Source organism: Halobacterium sp. KA-6, from assembly GCF_021029015.1.
In the GTDB taxonomy this organism is placed as follows: Archaea; Halobacteriota; Halobacteria; order Halobacteriales; family Halobacteriaceae; genus Halobacterium.
Map to the genome: position 1 here is coordinate 276,227 of NZ_JAJJZH010000001.1, position 18,006 is coordinate 294,232.

The window sequence follows — 18,006 nt, forward strand, 5'->3', positions numbered from 1 at the left end:
AGGCTCGTTGCGCTCCTCGGTCGCTTCGCTCCCTGTGGTGCTTACTTCGCCTGCCTTCGTCTACAGCCTCGCCCCTTTCAGTCCCACCCGTTACCGGCTGTCCAACCGGCTACGGGAGGACTGAGCGAACGCGGGGCGTTCGCGAGGGTCGGAAGACGAACGTAGTGAGTCTTCCGGGACTGAAAGGGGCGGCTCGCTGAACCCGGCCCCGGCGAAGCAAGCACCTACTGGAGCGCAGCGAGCCGCGGACGGTTCAGCGAGCCGGGGCTTTCGAGGTGTCGTCGACAGAAAAGCCGTTGTAGACAACGAAATCCTCGCAGGTACCGGAGCCGTCGTACGTAACAAAGCCGTTGCCCGCGAAACAATCCGTACGGAAGCCCGAGACCCAAAACGATAACCACGCGCCCACCCAACCGCCGGTAATGGCGACGTGTGACCGGTGTGGCGAGCAGGAGTCGATGCCGTACCAGTGTCGGCTCTGCGGCGGCACGTTCTGTTCGTCCCACAGGCTCCCGGAGAACCACGACTGTCCGGGCCTCGACGAGTGGAACGACCCCGGCGGCGTCTTCGACAGCGGGTTCGACGACAGCGTGAGCCAATCCCAGAATAGCGGCGGGCTCGCGGCGAAGGTGCCCGTGGACACGGGACCGGGTGGCGTGCTCGGCTACTTCCGCGGGAACGTCTCGTTCGCGCTGCTCGCAGTGATGTGGCTGACGTTCGTGCTGCAGTACGCGGTCGCGCCCGCGCTCGGCGTGGAGGCGTACAGCCAGCAGTGGTTCAACATCTTCACCATCAACACGACGGAGCCGCTGGCCGTCTGGACGTGGGTGACGTCCGTGTTCGCGCACGGCGGCTTCGGCCACATCGTGTTGAACAGCATCGTGCTGTACTTCTTCGGCCCCGTGGTCGAGAAGCGCATCGGCTCCACGAAACTCGTCGGCTTGTTCGTGGTCGCAGGCGCGCTCGCGGGCCTCGCGCAGGTCGGCGCGACGCTGCTGATGAACCCGGACGTGCTCGGCGTGCCGCTCGTGCTCACGCAGAACGGCTCCGCGGTGCTCGGCGCGAGCGGTGCCATCGCGGCGCTGATGGGCGTGCTCACGGTACTGAACCCGAACCTCCGCATCTACCTCTACTTCATCATCCCGATGCCGCTGTGGCTCGCGACCCTGCTGTTCGCGGGCTACTCCATCTTCGTCTCGACGGTCGGCGGCGGCATCGGCGCGGGCGGCGTCGCGCAGTTCGCGCACCTCGCCGGCCTCGGCATCGGCCTGCTGTACGGCGTGAAGCTCAAGCGCGAGGGCGAGCGGGCACCCAAGCAACTCCAATTCGGCGGCCCCGGTGGGCCGGGCGGCCCGGGCGGTCCCGGCCGCCGGCGTCCCTGACATGGAGGTCGTTCGCCCCGAGTTCCTCCCGGACCCGGACCGCTCCCACGAGGCGATGGAGGCCCTCCAGCGCGAGATAGCGGCGACGGCGTCCTTCGAGGACGACTTCGGCTTCGACGTCGCAGACATCGAACTGGACGAGTCGCCGACGGACGCGCCGACTGCTGCGGGGAGCGTCGGCGAACAGGTCACGCTCACCGACAGCGACGCGCCCGTGGTCGTCGGCGTCGACCAGGCGTTCGTCGGGGACGACTACTCCGTGAGCGCCGCGGTCGCGATTCGGGACGGCCGCGTCGTCGAGCGCGCCGCTGGCCGCGCGGAACTGGAAGTGCCCTACATTCCGGGACTGTTGGCGTTCCGCGAGGGTGACGCCATCGTGGACGCGCTCGAGTCGCTCTCCGTGGAGCCGGACGTGCTCGTGCTCGACGGGAGCGGCCGCATCCACTTCCGGCAAGCCGGGCTCGCGACGCACGTGGGCGTGCTCTTCGACGTGCCCGCGGTGGGCGTCGCGAAGAACTTGCTCTGTGGGACGCCTCGCGAACCACTGGACGAGCCGCTGCCGGAGGGTGCTCGCGTCGCCATCGAGGCCGACGACTCGATGGACGCACCCGACGGCACCGTCGTCGGATACGCCTTCCAGTCCCGGCAGTACCCCAACCCCGAGAAGCGCCACGTCAACCCGCTCATCGTGAGCCCGGGCCACCGCGTCAGCGCCGAAACCACCGTGGACGTCGTGGAGGCGACCTGCACGGGCTACAAACTCCCCGCGCCGACGCGGCTCGCGGACGCGTACGCCGACGACCTGAAGGACTGACTGCGGCGACGACTCGACCCTTTAACTGCCGGGGCCACGACCAATCGGGCATGGAGAAGGTCGCACTCGTGACGGGGTGTTCGTCGGGCATCGGCGCGGCGACCGCCCGGTCGCTGCTCGCCGAGGAGTGGACGGTCGTCGCGACCGCCCGGGACACCGACGACCTCGCGGCGCTCGCCGACGAGGGCTGTGAGACTGCCGAAATCGACGTCACGAAGCCCGCGCAGTGCCGCAACGTCGTCGACGAGGTCGTCGAAGAACACGGCCGGCTGGACTGTCTCGTGAACAACGCCGGCTACGCCCAACTCGGACCGCTGGAGGACGTGCCGACGCGGGAACTCCACCGGCAGTTCGACGTGAACGTCTACGGCCCGCACCGCCTGATTCGCGCCGCGCTCCCGCACATGCGCGAGCGAGAGGACGGCACCATCGTCAACGTCTCCAGCGTCGCCGGGCGCGTCGCGACCCCGGGGATGGGCGCGTACAACGGCTCGAAGTTCGCGCTCGAAGGGATGAGCGACGCGCTCCGCGCGGAAGTCGCGCCCTACGACGTCGACGTCGCTATCGTCGAACCCGGCCCGGTCGAAACCTCGTTCTCGGAGCGCGCCGAAGCAGAAATCGAGGGCCTGGACCGCAGCGGCGCCTACGAGAAGCTCTACTCGTTCTTCGAGGACGCCAGCGCGGTCAACGGCGTCGGTGCCGTCCCACCGGAGAAAGTTGCAGCAGTAATCACGGAAGCCGCGGTCAGCCCCGACCCCAAGTCCCGGTACCCCGTCGGGACGCCGGGTCGCGTCGGCGTGCTCGCGCGCTTCCTCCCCGACCGCTGGCTGGACGCCGGCTACCGGCTGCTCCAGCGGTTCGCCTGACTACTCGTCGAGACGGGCAACGGGGGACTCCTCGGCGACTGGTGTCCGGCAGTCGTCACAGCAACCGGAATCGTCTTGCCCGCGTGGCCCCGCGTCAGAACTATCCTGATGATACGGAACCGGGAGGAGCTGGCGACGACCGAGGGCCGGGACACCGCACTCGCGTGTGTCGAGGCGGGGATTCGAGCGGCGCACCCGAAGTCGGTCGTCCGCGAGGCCGTCACTCGTTCTGGAAACACACTGTCCGTACTCGACGACGAGTACGACCTGCGCGAGTATACCGAGGTCGTGGTCGTCGGTGGCGGGAACGCCGCCGGGTACGTCGCGGCCGCCCTCGAGGACGTGCTCGGCGACCGGCTCGACCGCGGAGCTGTCGTCACTGACGACCCGACTTCGACCGAGTACGTCGACGTCCTGCCGGGCGACCATCCGGTACCGAGCGAGCGCGGCGTCGCGGGAGCGAGCACCGTCCTCGATCTCGCCGAGTCTGCGACCGAGGACACGCTCGTGCTGGCGGTGGTCACCGGTGGCGGGAGCGCCCTCCTCCCGGCGCCCGCCGGAGACGTCACGCTCGCGGACCTCCAGGCGACGACCGACGAACTGCTCGCGTCCGGCGCGACCATCCACGAGATAAACGCCGTCCGGAAGCACCTCTCCGCGCTGAAGGGCGGACAGCTCGCTCGCGCCGCCGCGCCCGGAACGGTGGTGGGGCTGCTGTTGAGCGACGTGAACGGCGACGACCAGAGCGTCATCGGTAGCGGGCCGACCGCACCGGACGACTCGACGTTCGCGGACGCCGTCGAAGTCCTCGAAGCCTACGACGTGGCGGTCCCCGAACGCGTGGAGTCGCGACTCCGTCGCGGCGCTGACCGGGGCGACCGCGCGGCCGACTGTCGAGACGCGCAGGCATCGACTGACGGTCCTGTAGACGTCGCGGAGACGCCGACGAGTGGCGATTCCGTGTTCGACCGCGTCACCAACTACGTCCTGGCGAACGGGTCCACCGCACTCGCCGCCGCCCGCGAGGTCGCCGCCGAGCGGGGGTACGAGACGATGATTCTCTCCGCGAGCGTCCGCGGGGAGGCCCGCGAGGCCGCCAAGACCCACGTCGCGGTCGCCGAGGAGGTGGTCGCGACCGACAACCCCGTCCCGGCGCCGGCGGTCGTCCTCTCGGGCGGTGAGACGACGGTGACGGTCAGCGGCGACGGCGAGGGCGGGCCGAATCAGGAGTTCGCCACCAGCGCCGCCGCAGAACTGGACATCGACGGCGTGACGCTGGCGGCCGTCGACACCGACGGCATCGACGGTGCGACCGACGCCGCGGGCGCCGTCGTCGACGCCGACACGGTCGGCGAGAAGGACGCCGATGCAGCCCGCGCGGCGCTCGCCGACAACGACGTCACACCGTTCCTCCGGGAACGAGGCGAACTGATTCAGACGGGCGCGACTGGCACGAACGTCAACGACCTCCGGGTGCTGGTCGTCGAGGACGACTCCTGACTGAGCCGACTAGCTGGCTTTCTGGTTATGGCGCTGCCGTCGGTGGCGCTGTCGTCTGGTTGCCAGCTGTGTGCTGAGACGCGTTTGGCCCCCGTCGACTGGGGACGGTTGCACGAATCGCGTGGTGAACGCCGGCTGAGTGGTGGCCGCTACAGCACCAGGCCGACGATGTTCTGGACGACGAGAATCCAGATGATGCTGGCGACGCCGAGCACGAGCGTCCCGAGCGTCCACGCCTGGTAGGCGGTCGCCGCCTCCATGTCCGTGAACTCCGTGATGATCCAGAAGTAGGAGTCGTTCGCGTGACTGACGGTCATGCTCCCCGCACCGATGGCGAGCACCGCGAAGACCCGCCCCCACTGGGTCGCGAGACCGAGCGGGTCGAGCAGCGACGCGATGAGGCTGGCGGTCGTCAGGATGGCAACCGTCGAGGAGCCGAGCGCGGTCTTCATCGCAGCCGCGACGACGAACGCGGCGAGCAGGCCGATGCCCAGGCCGCCGAACGTGTCCGTGACGAACTGTTCGAGCGGGAGCGCGCCGAGCACTTCGCCGAACGCGCCACCGGCACCGGTCACGGCGAGGATGACGGCGGCCTTCTTGATGCCCTCGCTCACCCACTCGTCGGTGATGTCGGTCGTGAATTCGGGAACCACCACGAACGAGATGAACACGCCGATGAGGAGCGCGACCGCGGGGTCGCCGATGAACAGCAGCCAGCGCTGGAGCGCGCCGGTGACGAGTTCCGGATTCTCGGCTTCCGGATACGCCGCGATGCTCCCGAGCGCGATGAGCGCGATGGGGACGACCAGCGGCGCGAACGACGCCGCGGGGGACGGCAGCGAGCCGTACTCCGCCTTGATGTCCTCCATGGTCATCTCGGGCGCCGGGTCGATGTGGAACCGAGACGCGACCCGGTTGGCCCACGCCGACGCGACGAACACGATGGGGGCGCTCACGACGAGTCCCGCGAGCATCACGAGACCGATGTCCGCGCCGAGAATCCCCGCCGCGGCGATGGGTCCGGGCGTCGGCGGGACGAACACGTGAGTGACGTAGAGGCCGCCGGCGAGCGCGACGCCGAGCGTGGACAGTGAGAGCGAGGAGCGCTCGGCCAGCGAGCGGTTCAGCCCGGAGAGGATGACGAATCCGGAGTCACAGAACACGGGGATGCTGACGATGCTCCCCGTGATCGCCATCACCTCGGTCGTGTACTCCTCGCCGACGACCCCGAGAATCGACTCCGCGATGACGATCGCCGCGCCGGAGCGTTCGAGCGCGGTGCCGATGATGGTCCCCGCGAGAATCACGATGCCGATGTACCCGAGGACGCCGCCGAACCCGTCCGTGACGAGGGAGGCAGCTTCGGCCGGGTCGACGCCCGCGACGAGCGCCGTGCCGTACGCCGCGATGAGCAGCGCGAGAAACGCGTGCAGGTTCAGTTTCGCGGTGGCGACGATGATGAACGCGACTGCCGCCAAGAGCAACAGTACCAGCGGAATTCCTGACAACATGCAACCGGTCTCATACAATTAATACGTATAAAATTACCTCCCCCGGCATCGTTCAGAAATCGACGTAGGAGCCGGCCGTCAGTCCAGACACGCCGCGACGACGCGCAGCGGGCGCTCGCCCCGCACTTCGTCGGCGAGCAGCGGCACGCGCTTGACGTCGTAGTCTCTGAACAGGTCTTGTGCGTCCGCGAGCGCGGCCTGCTGGACGTCCCAGCGGCGCGCGCAGAACTCGCAGTCCTCGTGGTTCGGCGCGACGAACGCGTCGCCGGGGACGTCCGCGGCGTCCGCCAGCGGCTCCATCACGCGGTTGACGACGACGGTCCCCACGGGCACGCCGAATTCGTCGAGGCGGTCGGTGAGCCGCTGGGCTTCCAGCACGCTCATCTCCTCGGGCACGAGCACGACGCGGAAGTCGGTCCGCGTCGGGTCCGTGAGTACGTCGCGGAGTCGCTCGACGCGCTCCTCGACGGCGTCGAGGTTCCCGAAGCCGGCTTGCTCGTCCTCGTCGTCGCCCTGCCCGAACATTCCGGTGAGGCCGTCCATCATTCCGCCGAAGCGGTCGCGCATCTGCATCATGCGGCCGACCATCGAGTCCAGCACTTCGGGGAGTTCCAGCAGCCGGAGCGTGTGGCCCGTCGGCGCGGTGTCGACCACGACGCGGTCGAAGCGCTCGTCGTCCATGTATTCGAGGAGGAGCTGGACCGCGGCGGCCTCGTCGGCCCCCGGCATCATCGCACCGTCGTCGCCAGCACCGCCCGCGCCGCCGAGCAGTTCGTCGAGGCCGCCCGCGAACCCGCCGTCCTGCCCGAACATCCCGGCTTGTGAGAGCGCGTCGTCCGGGTCGATTTCGACCGCCCACAGCGGGCTGTCCTCGCGCACCTTCGCGGGCCGGCTCGGCACGTCGAACTCCAGCGTGTCAGACAGCGAGTGCGCGGGGTCCGTCGACACCACGAGCGTGGCGGTGCCGTCGTTCGCGCTCGCGAGCGCGGTCGCCGCCGCCATCGTCGTCTTCCCCACGCCACCCTTCCCGCCGTACAGCACGTACTCGGCGGTGTCGCTGACTACCCCGGGGTCGAGGGAGTCGACCGCCTCGACCTCGATTTCGTCCATACACGGAGTGGGCGACCCAGCGGGGTCAATCCGTCGGTCGCGGTCCTCGCGGGCGCGTCCCGAACGTTTTGGCCGGAGCAGTTTTCCGCGCAGAGCGTGTCACTAGCCCGCATGGAGGGCGTACTGAACGAGCGCACCGCGACCGTGCACAAGAAGGGGGTGGAGAACCCCTACAGCCGGACGAAGTGTGGCGCGACCAACGACGTCAGCCACGACGACATCCGGACGGTCGCGGTCGAGCGCGCGCTCGACGACTTCGACGCCTGCCGCTGCGGGCGGTGTTTCTCGAATTCGGACGCGGGCGGCTACTGACTACCGTTCCGCGAAGTAGGCCGCGAGCCGGTCGGCTGCTTCTTCGACGCGCGGCGTGACGAGCGCGAACCGCAGCCAGTCCTCGCGCGCGGTCCCGAACCCGGAGCCCGGCATCCCCGCGACGCCCGCCTCGTCGATGAGTTCGTACGTGTTCTCCAGCGTGCCGGGGAAGTCCGGGAAGCGCGCGAGCACGTAGAAGCTGCCGTCGGGTTCGGTGTACTCCGCGCCCGCGTCGTCCAGCGCCGACGTGAACGTGTCCACGCGCTCCTTCAGCGTCTCCCGGGTCTGCTCGTAGTACTCCGGCTCGGTCTCGCGGAGCGCGTGCAGGACGGCGGCCTGGCCCGGGCGCGTCGTCGCCACGTTCGTCAGCATGTGCCGGGACTTCATCGGGTCGGCGTGGCGCTCGGGCGCGATGCAGTAGCCGACCCGGAACCCCGTGATAGCGAGCGACTTCGAGAACGCGTTCACGACGATGCGGTGCTCGGAGTCGAACTCCAGCGCCGAGGTGAACCGCCCGGAGAAGTCGAAGTGGTCGTACACCTCGTCGCTGACGAGGACGGCGTCGTACTCCTCGGCGACGGCGACGAGTTCGCGCATCGTCTCCTCGCCGTACACCGCACCCGTGGGGTTGTTCGGCGTCGTCGCCATGATGCACGCGGTGTCCTCGCCGGCGGCGGCGCGCACGTCGTCGGGGTCGAGGCTGCCGTCCTCGGCCGTCTCGACGAACACCTGCTCGCCGCCGAGCATGTCCGTCTTCCCCGGATAGTAGGGGTAGACTGGGTCGGTCATCACGACTTCGTCGCCCGCGCCGCGTTCGAGCGCGCGCCCCATCCCGAGGTAGTTCGCCTCCCCCGCGCCGTTCGTGACGATGACCTGCTCGACGGGGACCTGCCGGCGCGCCGCGATTTCCTCGCGGAGCTCCCGGAGCCCCTCGCTGGGCGGGTACTGGAACTGGCGGCCGCCCGTGTCGGCGTACTCGTGGAGGCCCTCCGCGAGCGCGGGCGGCGACCCCCAGTCGGGGTTCCCCGAGACCATGTTCACCACGTCGCTGTCTGACTTCGCCGCGTACTCCATCACGCGGAAGAACAGCGGCTCCTCGTACTCCATACACCAGCGTTTCCGTCCCACCACGTGGCTCTTTCGCCCGCGGAAACGAGCGGCGCTTGCCGGTACTGTGCGGTTGATTCGCCGGCCACCCGACAGTCCATCCATGACCGACTACACCGAGCACGTCCACGAGTACTACGACGCCGTGGACGCCGACCGCATCGACGACCTGCTCGCGCTGTTCGCCGACGACGTCGTCTACGACCGGCCCGGCCAGCCGCCGATCGAGGGCAAGGCCGACCTCGAAGCGTTCTACCGCGAGGACCGCCCGCTCGAAGACGGCAGCCACACCGTCCACGACGTGCTCGTGGACGGGAATCGCGCGGCCGTCCGCGGGATGTTCTCGGGCGTGCAGGACGGCGAGAACGTCGAGTTCGGGTTCGCTGACATTCACGTCTTCGAGGACGGTCGCATCGCGAAGCGGTACACGTACACCGACCGCGACACCGTCTGACGCCACCACCTTCTTGCTCGCCGGCGCGGTAGCCCGGACCATGCGCGAGTACGCCGCCGACCCGCCGATAGAGGAGGAACTCAACGACGTGCTCCCCGAAGCCGGCCACACCGTCGCGACCGCCGAGTCCTGTACTGGCGGGCTCGTCGGGTCGCTGCTGACCGACGTCTCGGGCTCCAGCGACTACTTCGACCGCGCGCTGGTGACATACACGTACGACGCCAAACTCGACACCGGCGTCTCCCGGGAAGCGCTGGACGAACACGGTGCCGTCAGCGAGCCCGTCGCCCGGCAGATGGCGCAGGCGACCCGCGACGCCGCCGGCACGAGGTGGGGCGTCTCCACGACCGGCATCGCCGGCCCGACCGGTGGGAGCGAGGAGAAGCCCGTCGGCACCGTCTACATCGGCGTCGCGTACGCCGGCGAGTGGGGCACGCAGTCCAGTTACACGACCGTCGAGCGCCGGGAGTTCGACGGCACGCGCACCGAAGTCAAAGAACAGATTGCGCGGCGCGCGCTCCGCAAACTCCGCGAGGAAGTCGAGTCGGTCCGGACGTAGCGGCCGTGTGCCGAAACGGTGACGTGGCCGCGTGCTCTCGGCCCCGATAATGAACAAGGGCGACCACATCCTCAACGGCATCCTGCTCGCCATCGGGCTGGGCTACGTGCTCTACCCCTCCGGTGGCGTCGAGACGCTGCGCACCATCGCCGCCGTGCTCATCCCCGTCGTGCTGGGCGCGCTGTTCCCGGACGTCGACACCGACTTCGGGAAACACCGCAAGACCCTCCACAACATCCCGATACTGGCACTGTTGTACGTCTTCCCGATGTACTTCGGGAACCTCCAGTACGTCTGGATCGGCGTCGCCACCCACTACGTGCTCGACGTCGTCGGGAGCAAGCGCGGCATCGCGTTGTTCTACCCGCTCTCCGACCAGGAGTACGGGCTGCCCGTCGGCGTCACGACGGTCTCGAAGTACGCCAGCACGGTCACCGTCGTCATCACGCTCGTCGAACTCGCGGCCATCGCGGTCGTCGTCCACGTCGCCCCGCAGTACGTTCCGACCGACGCCGTCAGCAGCCTATTCTAGTAGATGGCGACGTCGTCGAACTCGCCGCCGTACGCGATGTGACGGGGGTGGGTGGGCTCCATGCCCGAGAGGAGGAGGCGGTCGACTTTCTCCCACGTGTTCTCGTACGCGAGGTGGGCCTTCTCCACCAGTTCGCGCGCCCGGAACCGCGGATTGCGCTGGTGGTAGGTACGGCGCGCCACGCCCGACTTGAGCGCGTCCACGAGGTCCGCCTCCGACTGGATGTCGGCGTCGAACTCCGTCCAGACGCCGCCCACGGTCGCCGCGCGGTGGGCGTACGAGGACGCGAACCCGGGGATGTCGTAACCGTCGGCGAGCGCTCGCGCGCGGTCGTTGTCCCACGGGAAGTGCTTCGGGTTGTACGTCTCCACGGCGTCGACGTCCTCGCGGAACCGCTCGATTTCCGCGGCCGTCAGGCTCACCGTGAGGTACTCCGGGTGGGGGGCGAGCACGGCGGCGTCCTGCTCGCGGAACGCCGCGAACGCGCCGTCCAGCGTCACGAAGTCCGGGATTGGGTCGTCGAGGCCGACCGCGAGCACGTGCTTGCGGTCGCGCCACGACCCCGTGAACACCTCGCGGCCGGGCACCACCAGTAGCTCCTCGTCCGAGTACTCGGCCGCGCGCTCGCGGGCGTCCGGCAGCCGCGTGAAGTGCGGGGCGTACACCAGCACGTCGATGCCGGCGGCCTTCGCGCGGCGGACCGCCTCGTCGTCGAGCACCTTCGCGTGGAGGTCGACCCGTGTCGTCGGCACGTGCCCGGGTTCGTCAGCCGAGGATTAGCGGCTTACGGTTCCGGCCGATAAACTCCGTGCCCGCTGTTGGGCGTTCGCGGCCGTTTATGTCCGTGGCGCCCCAACTGCCGGTATGAGCCTGAATCTGCTCTCCGAGGACCTCGTGCCCGAGCACGCCCGCGACGTCAAGCGGGAGGCCCGCGACTTCGCCACCGAGCACATCGCGCCGAACGCCGAGGAGTACTACCGAACCGGCGACTACCCGTGGGAGGTTCTGGAGGCCGGGATGGACGCCGGCCTCGTCGCCCAGGACATCAGCGAGGAGTACGGCGGCCGCGGCCTCGACCTCGAACAGATTCTCGCCGTCGCCGAGGAGTTCTATCGCGCGGACGCCGGCATCGCGCTGACGCTCCAGCTCGCGAGCTTCGGCGCGGAGATGCTCGAACAGTACGGCACCGACGAACAGAAAGAACAGTGGCTCCGCCCGGTCGCGGAGAACGACCAGATTACCGGCCTCGCGGTCTCCGAGCCCGAAATCGGCTCCGACCTCGCCGGCATGCAAACCACTGCGCAGAAGGACGGAGACGAGTACGTGCTGAACGGCGAGAAGTACTGGATTGGCAACGGCGTCGAAGCCGACTGGGTGACGGTGTACGCCAAGACCGGCGACACCGACGACCGCTACATGAACTACTCGCTGTTCGTCGTGCCCACGGACACCGAGGGATACGTCGCCGAGCACATCCCCGAGAAGATGGGGATGCCCGCGTCCAAGCAGGCGCACATCGTCTTCGACGACTGCCGGATTCCCGCGGAGAACCTCATCGGGAGCGAGGGAGCCGGGTTCATGATGCTCGCGGACTTCTTCAACCACGGCCGCGTCGTCGTCGGCGGGCACGGCCTCGGCCTCGCCGCCGCCGCGCTCGAGGAGGCGTGGGACTTCGTGCACGAGCGCGAGGAGTTCGGCCGCCACGTCGCGGACTTCCAGGCCGTCCAGCACGGCCTCGCGGACATGCGCCTCGAATTCGAGGCCGCACGCGCGCTGAACTACCGCGCCGCCCGCAAAGTCGAGGCCTACGAGAACCCCGGCCTCTGGGCGGCGATGGCGAAGACGAAGTCCACCGAGGTCGCCGTCGACAACGCCGAACAGGGGATGCAGTTCCACGGCGGCCGCTCGATTCTCACAGACCGCCGCATCGCCCGCGTCTACCGCGACGCCCGCATCCCGGTCATCTACGAGGGCGCGAACGAGATTCAGCGGAACCTGATTTATCGGCAGTCTGGCGAGCAGTAGCGAGGCAGACGCTGCCCTGTCTACCGACCGCCAGTAAATTCGATGCTTTCCACTCGCCCGAATCGAGAAACGGACGGGAGACCTCTCGAAGTGCCCGTATCAGGCTTCGATTGCTGGGCGTTAACACCCGACTAAACGGCGTTTCGCTGGCGATAATTTGTCTGACGGAAGACAGACGAACGGCGGACGGAGCGGGTTCAGTGGTCGAAAAAGCGACACAAGGTTTATTTGCGCGCTAAGGTTACAGAGGCGTATGTCTGCGTGGGAGTGCGCGATTGTCGGTTGTGGGTCGACGTTCGGGAGCGTCGAGGCGCTGTTGGCCCATCAGGTCGCGGACCACGACGCCCACGAGTGCGAAATCTGCGGGGAGACGGTCCCCGAGGGCTTCTTCGCCATCAAGCACGGGCTCCGCGAGCACACGCGCGCCGAGTACGTCCGGTTCTACGACGGCGACGCTGAAGCCATCCGCGAGCGCGAGCGCGTGCTCGACGACGTCGCCGAGGCACTCGACCCGTCGGTGCTCGAAGACCTCCTGAGCGACGAACCCATCGACGTCGCCGAGGCCACCGACGCCGCGCACGCCACCACGAGCTAGCTTCTCGCCGCGTTCGTAAGCGATTTGCCGCGCCTCCGTGACGTTCAGCCATGCGACTCGCACGACTCCGGACCGACGACGGCCTCGTCGAAGGCGAGTACCGCGACGGACGCGTCGCCACCGAGGACGCCGAGTACGTCGTCGGCGAGGACGGCACGCTCGCGCCGCCTTGCGACCCGTCGGCGCTGTACTGCGTCGGACGCAACTACGCCGAGACGCTCGACCAGATGGACTACGAGCGCCCCGAGCAGCCCGACTTCTTCATCAAGCCGCCGGTCTCCGTGGTCGGACACGGCGACGACGTGCCGTACCCGACATTCACGGACGAATTGACGTACGCGGGCGAACTCGCGGCCGTCGTCGGCGAGCGCTGCCACCGCGTCGACGAGCGCGACGTGCCGGACGTGCTCCGCGGGTTCACCATCATGAACGATCTCGACGCGCTCGACCAGCCCGGGCGCACCGCGCGCAAGGCCTTCGACGGCTCCGGGCCGCTCGGTCCGTGGATAGAGACCGACGTCGACCCGCGCGGCATCGACATGCACACCGACGTCGCGGGCGAGCGCCGTCAGGAAGCCAATACCGAACTCATGCTGTTCGACCCCTACGAGGTCGTCTCGTTCCTCTCCGAGCGATTCACGTTCCAGCCCGGGGACGTCGTCGCGTTCGGCAGCCCCGCGAATCCGGGGCTCGTCGAACCCGGCGACACCGTCGAAATCACCTACGAGGGCGTCGGCACGCTCGAAAACACCATCGCCGAACCGACCGCCGAGAACTGAGTCGAAGCACGACCGGCGAGCACCGGCTCGTCACGCCCGCTGGAGCTCGCTCTCGATTCGGTTGTGGAATTTGTCGTCGGTCAGCTGGACGTGCTCGACGATTCGGTCGTGGGCGGACTCGTCGGAGAGCTCCTGGTCCTCACGCAGGTACGCGCACCTCGGGTCCCAACCACATGCCGGGCACTCCGCGAACAGGTGTTTGGGCATAGATAACACGACTCGTCACTAGGTGATGAGTACTGTTGCCGTTCGCTAATATTTTCACGAAGATACGAACAACAGCCGGCCACCGTCGGCGTGTTCGTGGCCGAAAAACGGGGGTGGAAGGAGCGTGTGACTCTTCCTTCCGGTGGTGGCTGCGGCTGCCTCGAACGTAAGGATTTGGGCCGCGAGGCGCTGAACGTCGAAAATTGTGGAAACGTCGACTGGCGATTCGAGGAACGCTTGGCTGCGCTCGCTGTTCCTCGCTGGTCGCGTTCGCTATCGCTCTTCGGAGTCGAGCACGCGAATCTGGTCGCCACGGACCGTCACACGCCCACTTTTTGCTTCGTCGGGTCGCCGACGGCGACCACTCCTCGCAAAAACGTGGTGAAAAACGACCTGCTCGCGTCCGACGGACGCGAGCAGTGAACCGCCTCGCTCCGCTCGGCGGACGTTACCGCTCTTCGGAGTCGAGTACGCGAATCTGGTCGCCACGGACCGTCACCGGAATCGGGACGGTGGCCTCGTACAGTTCGACGGTGACCTGGTCTTTGCTCTCGTCGATGCGCTGGACCTGGGCCTTCTCGCCCTTGAACGGGCCGGCGATGAGTTCGACGATGTCGCCCTCCGCGATGCCCTCGACGTCGGGCTTCGGGGAGAGGAAGTGCTCGACCTCGCTGATGCCGGACTCGCCGGGGACGAGGCTGCGCGCGTGGGGAATCTCTTCCATCACGCGCTCGATGATGTTGTGGTCGTCTGCTTCGACCATCACGTAGCTGGTGAGCGCGTCGGGTGCCAGCACCGCGTGAATCTCGTCGGCTTCGCGGTTGGCAATCATGCTGGCGACGGTCTGTTCCTGGCTCGCGGTGGTCTTGACGGCGTACACGCCCATCTTATATCACCGACGTGACTGCTTCCATCACCAGGAAGATGACGAAGCCGAGCAGGCCGACCAGCAGGATGCCGGCACCGGCGATTTTCGAAATCTGGGAGAACTCCTCCCACGACGGCGTGCTCGCCAGTCGGAGCACGCGCGTATACGCGGAAAGCTCTAGGGGAACGTCCATACACGTGTAGAGTCGGCGAGCGCTCTTTTATCTATTGATGCCGTGCGAGGGCAACGGCCCGCTCGTTTATCGGTGCGGGCGACGTATCGCCCACTCGCATGCCAGAAGAACTCCTCTTCGAGTCCGAGAGCGACCGCAGCCGCGAGGAAATCGCGTCGTACCTCCGCACGATTGCCGACAACCTCGAATCCGGGAGCGCAATCACGCTGAAAGCGGGTGGTGACGAGGTCACGCTTGACCCGCCGAGTCGCCCGACGTTCGAGGTCAAAGCCGAACGCGAGGGGCCGGCCGACGGCGCGAAAGAACTGAGCGTCGAGTTCGAACTCGAGTGGCCCGAAGACGGCGAGGCAGCCGGCGAGACTGGCGAGCTCGAAATCGAATAGCGTAGCGGTGCGGACTGGCTGTACGGAGCAGGAGCGTCCGCGAGCGAAGCGAGCGGTTCACTGCGCGAACGAGCGTAGCGAGGCGCGAAGCGCCTCGGAACGTGCGAACGGCGAGCAGCGCGAGCCGTGAGCAGCGAGTGAGCGCAGGACGTTTTTAGCGTAGATTTTTGCGAGGAGCGGTGCGCGAGCGGAGCGAGCGCACCCGACGAAGTAAAAAGGTCCTTCTACTCGACGTAGTCGATGTCGTCGATTTCGCTGTCGCCGCCGTCGGGCTCGGGTTCGGGCTCGGGGGCGTCGTTGCGGCCGTAAATCTGCGGGGAGGCGACGCCGGTGACGACGACCATGGTGCGCATTTCGCCGTCGAGGTCTTCGTCGATGCTGGTCCCCCAGATGATGCGGGCGTCGGGGTCGATGCGGTCGTAGAGCTGCTCGACGACGCCTTCGGCCTCTTCGATGCTCATGTCCGGGCCACCAGTCACGTTGACGAGCGCGGAGTTCGCAGAGGAGATGTCGACGTCGAGCAGCGGAGAGCGGAGCGCGCTCTTGACGGAGTCGGCGGCTTTGGCGTCGGAGTCGGCTTCGCCGAGGCCAATCATGGCGACGCCACCCTTCTCCATGACGGTGCGAACGTCGGCGAAGTCGAGGTTGACGAGGCCGGGCTTGGTGATGAGTTCCGTGATGCCCTTCACGGAGCGCATGAGGACTTCGTCCGAGACTTTGAACGCTTCCCGGACGGGGAGCTTGCCGACCGAGTCGAGGAGGCGGTCGTTGGGGACGACGATGACGGTGTCGGCGACGTCGCGGAGGCGTTCGAGGCCGGCTTCGGCGTTCGTGCGGCGGACCTCGCCCTCGGCCGTGAACGGCGTGGTGACGATGGCGATGGTGAGCGCGCCGGCTTCGCGGGCGGCCTTCGCGACGACGGGCGCGGAGCCAGTCCCAGTGCCACCACCGAGGCCGGCGGTGACGAACACCATGTCCGAGCCCTCGATGGAGTCCCGGATTTCGTCCTGTGATTCGAGGGCGGCTTCCTCGCCGACCTGCGGGAGCGAGCCGGCACCTCGGCCCTGGGTCTTCTGCTGGCCCATGAGAATCTTGGTGTCGGCCTCGATTTCGACGAGGTGCTGGACGTCGGTGTTGGCGGCGACCAGCGATGCACCGTGGATGCCCTCCTCGAACATTCGGTCGATAGTGTTCGAGCCCGCCCCGCCACAGCCCACGACGGTGATGCTCGTCTGGAGCTCCTGGAGGACGTCCTCGAGTTCGTCGTCAGTCATCTCGCCGGTGGGGACGCTGGCGCTCGTCCCCTCCGCTGGGACGTCACCTGCCTCCGAAGCCGAGTCCTCCTCGGCTTCGTCGATGGCGTCCTGCACAATCGAGTCCATGTTGCGTAACGGGTAGCGTGTGAGGCTTAATTACCTTTCCCCTCCGCGTCGGACGGGCGTCGCACGCGCTCACGCGTCCGCTCGCGGAATCCGACCGAAACGGTGGTCGTCTCGGTGCGGGTGACGTCGGCCGGCCGGATTTCCGCGTCGTCGACGGCCACGGGTTCGCCGGCGGCGAGTTTCCCGAATTTGGGGCCTTCGGGAACGCCGAGTTCGCTGGCGGCGGCGGGGTCGAACGCGTCCCGCGTCGCGGTCAACGCGCCGTCATCGCGGGTCACGTCGTAGTCACGTTCGAGAATGTTCGCAACGCGAGCGAGGAACGCGTCGTAGGCCTCCTCGTCCGCGAACGCGGCGGGGCCGGCGAGCCGGTTGCCGTTCTCGTCGGTGGCGTAGGCGAGCGCGGTCTCGGCGGCGGCGTCGACGGCCGCCTCGGGGTCGGTCGCGTGGACGGTATCGAGCAGGTCGGCGGGCAGGTCGACGACCGCGTAGCCGTCTTCGTAGCCCACAGCAGGCGAGCCGAAGCGGAGGCCGTCGTCGACTGTGCCGACGCGTTCTTCGACGCTGTCCACGAGTTCGAGGTCGACCCCGTCGGTCTCCCGGACCCACGTCTCGCTGACGACGCGGTAGCCCAATCCCGAGACGACGCGCTCGACTGCGGGCTTGTCGCCGTCCACGACGGCGTGCTCCGCGCCGCTCGCCTCGAACATCCGCTCGATAACGTCTTGGTGGTCCTCGGGGTCGCCGAGGTCGTCGAGACACCAGTCGGCGGCGACGTGGCCGACGCCCCAGTCGGTCTCCCTGACGATGCGCGTGGGGCGGGGGGCGTAGTGGCCGCCGCCGAACGCGACGAGCGCGCGATCCGAGCGCGCGTCGACGCCGCGGAGGTCGAGGACAGCCTGCGCGACCGCTCGCGCTCCATCCGGGTCGTCCCACTGCGCCTCGTCGCTGCCGAGTTCCACGAACATCGACGGCGCACTCACCTCGGTCGGGCCGTGGTGCGTGCACTCCATACCGACCTCGTAGCCGTCGGGCGCGTGCTCGCGGAGCGCGTCGACGACCTCGCGGTGTGCGTTCGGGCAGGCTTCCGCGAGCGCGCGGTCCTCGCCGCCGTACTCCGCGTCGCCGAAGTTCCCGGTGTGGTGGGCGGTCAGCAGTGCGCCGGTGTCGCCGGCGTGCCGGGACACGACCACCACGTAGTCGGGGTCGTCGAACGCCGTCGCCGGGTCCTCGAGGTCGATGTGGAGGTCGTCGAACTCCCGGAGCTCGAACCCCTCCCGACGATAGACGCCCTCGCCGGTCTGCTCGAAGCCGCCGAGCGCCAGCAGCTGCTCGCCGATGTGTTCGGACGCGCTGTCGGCCCGGCTCACGACGATTCCAATCACGGCCTGCGGTACGCAGTGGGCCGTAAAACGACTGCCGTTCCCCGA

Annotated in this window: 22 protein-coding genes; 13 read left to right on the forward strand and 9 right to left on the reverse strand. The window is 68.1% G+C overall.

Annotation, left to right across the window (positions count from 1 at the left end; genetic code table 11):
• The first annotated feature begins 422 nt into the window (after window positions 1-422).
• The 4 genes from LPA46_RS01580 (at window position 423) to LPA46_RS01595 (ending at window position 4,562) form a co-directional block, all read left to right on the forward strand.
• Window positions 423-1,382 (forward strand): rhomboid family intramembrane serine protease, encoded by a 960-nt coding sequence (locus tag LPA46_RS01580; RefSeq protein ID WP_230891074.1) that lies wholly within the window; start codon window positions 423-425, stop codon window positions 1,380-1,382.
• A 1-nt stretch (window position 1,383) separates the two neighbouring features.
• Window positions 1,384-2,196, forward strand: a complete 813-nt coding sequence (locus tag LPA46_RS01585; RefSeq protein WP_230891075.1) for an endonuclease V — start codon at window positions 1,384-1,386, stop codon at window positions 2,194-2,196.
• A 50-nt stretch (window positions 2,197-2,246) separates the two neighbouring features.
• The gene (locus LPA46_RS01590) at window positions 2,247-3,062 is read left to right on the forward strand and encodes an SDR family oxidoreductase (RefSeq protein WP_230891076.1); all 816 of its coding nucleotides are present in this window, start codon (window positions 2,247-2,249) and stop codon (window positions 3,060-3,062) included.
• A gap of 108 nt (window positions 3,063-3,170) precedes the next feature.
• Complete coding sequence (locus LPA46_RS01595) at window positions 3,171-4,562, forward strand: glycerate kinase type-2 family protein (RefSeq protein WP_230891077.1); 1,392 nt, start codon at window positions 3,171-3,173, stop codon at window positions 4,560-4,562.
• Between the two features lie 149 nt (window positions 4,563-4,711).
• On the opposite strand, the gene LPA46_RS01600 is transcribed toward LPA46_RS01595, so the two are convergent.
• Window positions 4,712-6,073, reverse strand: coding sequence for a GntP family permease (locus LPA46_RS01600; RefSeq protein ID WP_230891078.1), 1,362 nt, complete (start codon window positions 6,071-6,073; stop codon window positions 4,712-4,714).
• 78 nt (window positions 6,074-6,151) lie between these two features.
• The gene (locus LPA46_RS01605; protein ID WP_230891079.1) at window positions 6,152-7,183 is read right to left on the reverse strand and encodes an ArsA family ATPase; all 1,032 of its coding nucleotides are present in this window, start codon (window positions 7,181-7,183) and stop codon (window positions 6,152-6,154) included.
• Window positions 7,184-7,294: 111 nt separating this feature from the next.
• On the opposite strand from LPA46_RS01605, the gene LPA46_RS01610 reads away from it, so the two are divergent.
• Window positions 7,295-7,495 carry a hypothetical protein gene (locus LPA46_RS01610; RefSeq protein ID WP_230891080.1) on the forward strand — a complete coding sequence of 67 codons (201 nt, stop codon included), beginning with the start codon at window positions 7,295-7,297 and terminating at the stop codon, window positions 7,493-7,495.
• Here LPA46_RS01610 and LPA46_RS01615 read toward each other — a convergent pair whose 3' ends face one another.
• Entirely contained in the window at window positions 7,496-8,602 is a 1,107-nt protein-coding gene (locus LPA46_RS01615; RefSeq protein ID WP_230891081.1) for a pyridoxal phosphate-dependent aminotransferase, read from the reverse strand.
• Between the two features lie 103 nt (window positions 8,603-8,705).
• Here LPA46_RS01615 and LPA46_RS01620 point away from each other — a divergent pair, with 103 nt between their 5' ends.
• From LPA46_RS01620 to LPA46_RS01630, 3 genes are read left to right on the forward strand one after another with little or no spacing between them, the layout of a single operon-like run.
• On the forward strand, window positions 8,706-9,056 hold the full coding sequence (locus LPA46_RS01620) for a nuclear transport factor 2 family protein (protein WP_230891082.1): 351 nt from the start codon (window positions 8,706-8,708) through the stop codon (window positions 9,054-9,056).
• 40 nt (window positions 9,057-9,096) lie between these two features.
• A complete protein-coding gene (locus LPA46_RS01625; protein WP_230891083.1) occupies window positions 9,097-9,615 on the forward strand; it encodes a CinA family protein in 519 nt (172 codons plus the stop codon).
• A 49-nt stretch (window positions 9,616-9,664) separates the two neighbouring features.
• Window positions 9,665-10,147: a metal-dependent hydrolase gene (locus LPA46_RS01630; RefSeq protein ID WP_230891084.1), complete on the forward strand. Its 483-nt coding sequence runs from the start codon at window positions 9,665-9,667 to the stop codon at window positions 10,145-10,147.
• Here LPA46_RS01630 and LPA46_RS01635 read toward each other — a convergent pair.
• Window positions 10,144-10,899 carry a PHP-associated domain-containing protein gene (locus tag LPA46_RS01635; RefSeq protein ID WP_230891085.1) on the reverse strand — a complete coding sequence of 252 codons (756 nt, stop codon included), beginning with the start codon at window positions 10,897-10,899 and terminating at the stop codon, window positions 10,144-10,146. The two genes, LPA46_RS01630 and LPA46_RS01635, sit on opposite strands and share 4 nt — an antisense overlap.
• Before the next feature lie 112 nt (window positions 10,900-11,011).
• On the opposite strand from LPA46_RS01635, the gene LPA46_RS01640 reads away from it, so the two are divergent.
• From LPA46_RS01640 to LPA46_RS01650, 3 genes are all read left to right on the forward strand, one after another.
• Window positions 11,012-12,172 (forward strand): acyl-CoA dehydrogenase family protein, encoded by a 1,161-nt coding sequence (locus LPA46_RS01640; RefSeq protein ID WP_442908190.1) that lies wholly within the window; start codon window positions 11,012-11,014, stop codon window positions 12,170-12,172.
• Window positions 12,173-12,425: 253 nt separating this feature from the next.
• Entirely contained in the window at window positions 12,426-12,767 is a 342-nt protein-coding gene (locus LPA46_RS01645) for a DUF7565 family protein (protein WP_230891086.1), read from the forward strand.
• A 50-nt stretch (window positions 12,768-12,817) separates the two neighbouring features.
• A complete protein-coding gene (locus LPA46_RS01650; protein WP_230891087.1) occupies window positions 12,818-13,546 on the forward strand; it encodes a fumarylacetoacetate hydrolase family protein in 729 nt (242 codons plus the stop codon).
• A gap of 30 nt (window positions 13,547-13,576) precedes the next feature.
• On the opposite strand, the gene LPA46_RS01655 is transcribed toward LPA46_RS01650, so the two are convergent.
• A complete protein-coding gene (locus tag LPA46_RS01655) occupies window positions 13,577-13,753 on the reverse strand; it encodes a hypothetical protein (RefSeq protein WP_230891088.1) in 177 nt (58 codons plus the stop codon).
• Between the two features lie 90 nt (window positions 13,754-13,843).
• Here LPA46_RS01655 and LPA46_RS01660 point away from each other — a divergent pair, with 90 nt between their 5' ends.
• Window positions 13,844-14,176, forward strand: coding sequence for a hypothetical protein (locus LPA46_RS01660; protein ID WP_230891089.1), 333 nt, complete (start codon window positions 13,844-13,846; stop codon window positions 14,174-14,176).
• A gap of 25 nt (window positions 14,177-14,201) precedes the next feature.
• Here the strand turns inward: LPA46_RS01660 and LPA46_RS01665 are convergent, their stop codons facing one another.
• Together LPA46_RS01665 and LPA46_RS01670 are read right to left on the reverse strand one after the other, a co-directional pair.
• A complete protein-coding gene (locus LPA46_RS01665) occupies window positions 14,202-14,639 on the reverse strand; it encodes a transcription elongation factor Spt5 (protein ID WP_058981570.1) in 438 nt (145 codons plus the stop codon).
• A gap of 1 nt (window position 14,640) precedes the next feature.
• Window positions 14,641-14,814, reverse strand: a complete 174-nt coding sequence (locus tag LPA46_RS01670; protein ID WP_230887710.1) for a protein translocase SEC61 complex subunit gamma — start codon at window positions 14,812-14,814, stop codon at window positions 14,641-14,643.
• A gap of 98 nt (window positions 14,815-14,912) precedes the next feature.
• On the opposite strand from LPA46_RS01670, the gene LPA46_RS01675 reads away from it, so the two are divergent.
• The gene (locus tag LPA46_RS01675) at window positions 14,913-15,197 is read left to right on the forward strand and encodes an amphi-Trp domain-containing protein (RefSeq protein WP_230891090.1); all 285 of its coding nucleotides are present in this window, start codon (window positions 14,913-14,915) and stop codon (window positions 15,195-15,197) included.
• 224 nt (window positions 15,198-15,421) lie between these two features.
• Here the strand turns inward: LPA46_RS01675 and ftsZ are convergent, their stop codons facing one another.
• Together ftsZ and LPA46_RS01685 are read right to left on the reverse strand one after the other, a co-directional pair.
• Window positions 15,422-16,579: a cell division protein FtsZ gene (gene ftsZ, locus LPA46_RS01680; protein WP_230887708.1), complete on the reverse strand. Its 1,158-nt coding sequence runs from the start codon at window positions 16,577-16,579 to the stop codon at window positions 15,422-15,424.
• Between the two features lie 26 nt (window positions 16,580-16,605).
• On the reverse strand, window positions 16,606-17,961 hold the full coding sequence (locus LPA46_RS01685) for a D-aminoacyl-tRNA deacylase (protein ID WP_230891091.1): 1,356 nt from the start codon (window positions 17,959-17,961) through the stop codon (window positions 16,606-16,608).
• Window positions 17,962-18,006: the final 45 nt, after the last annotated feature.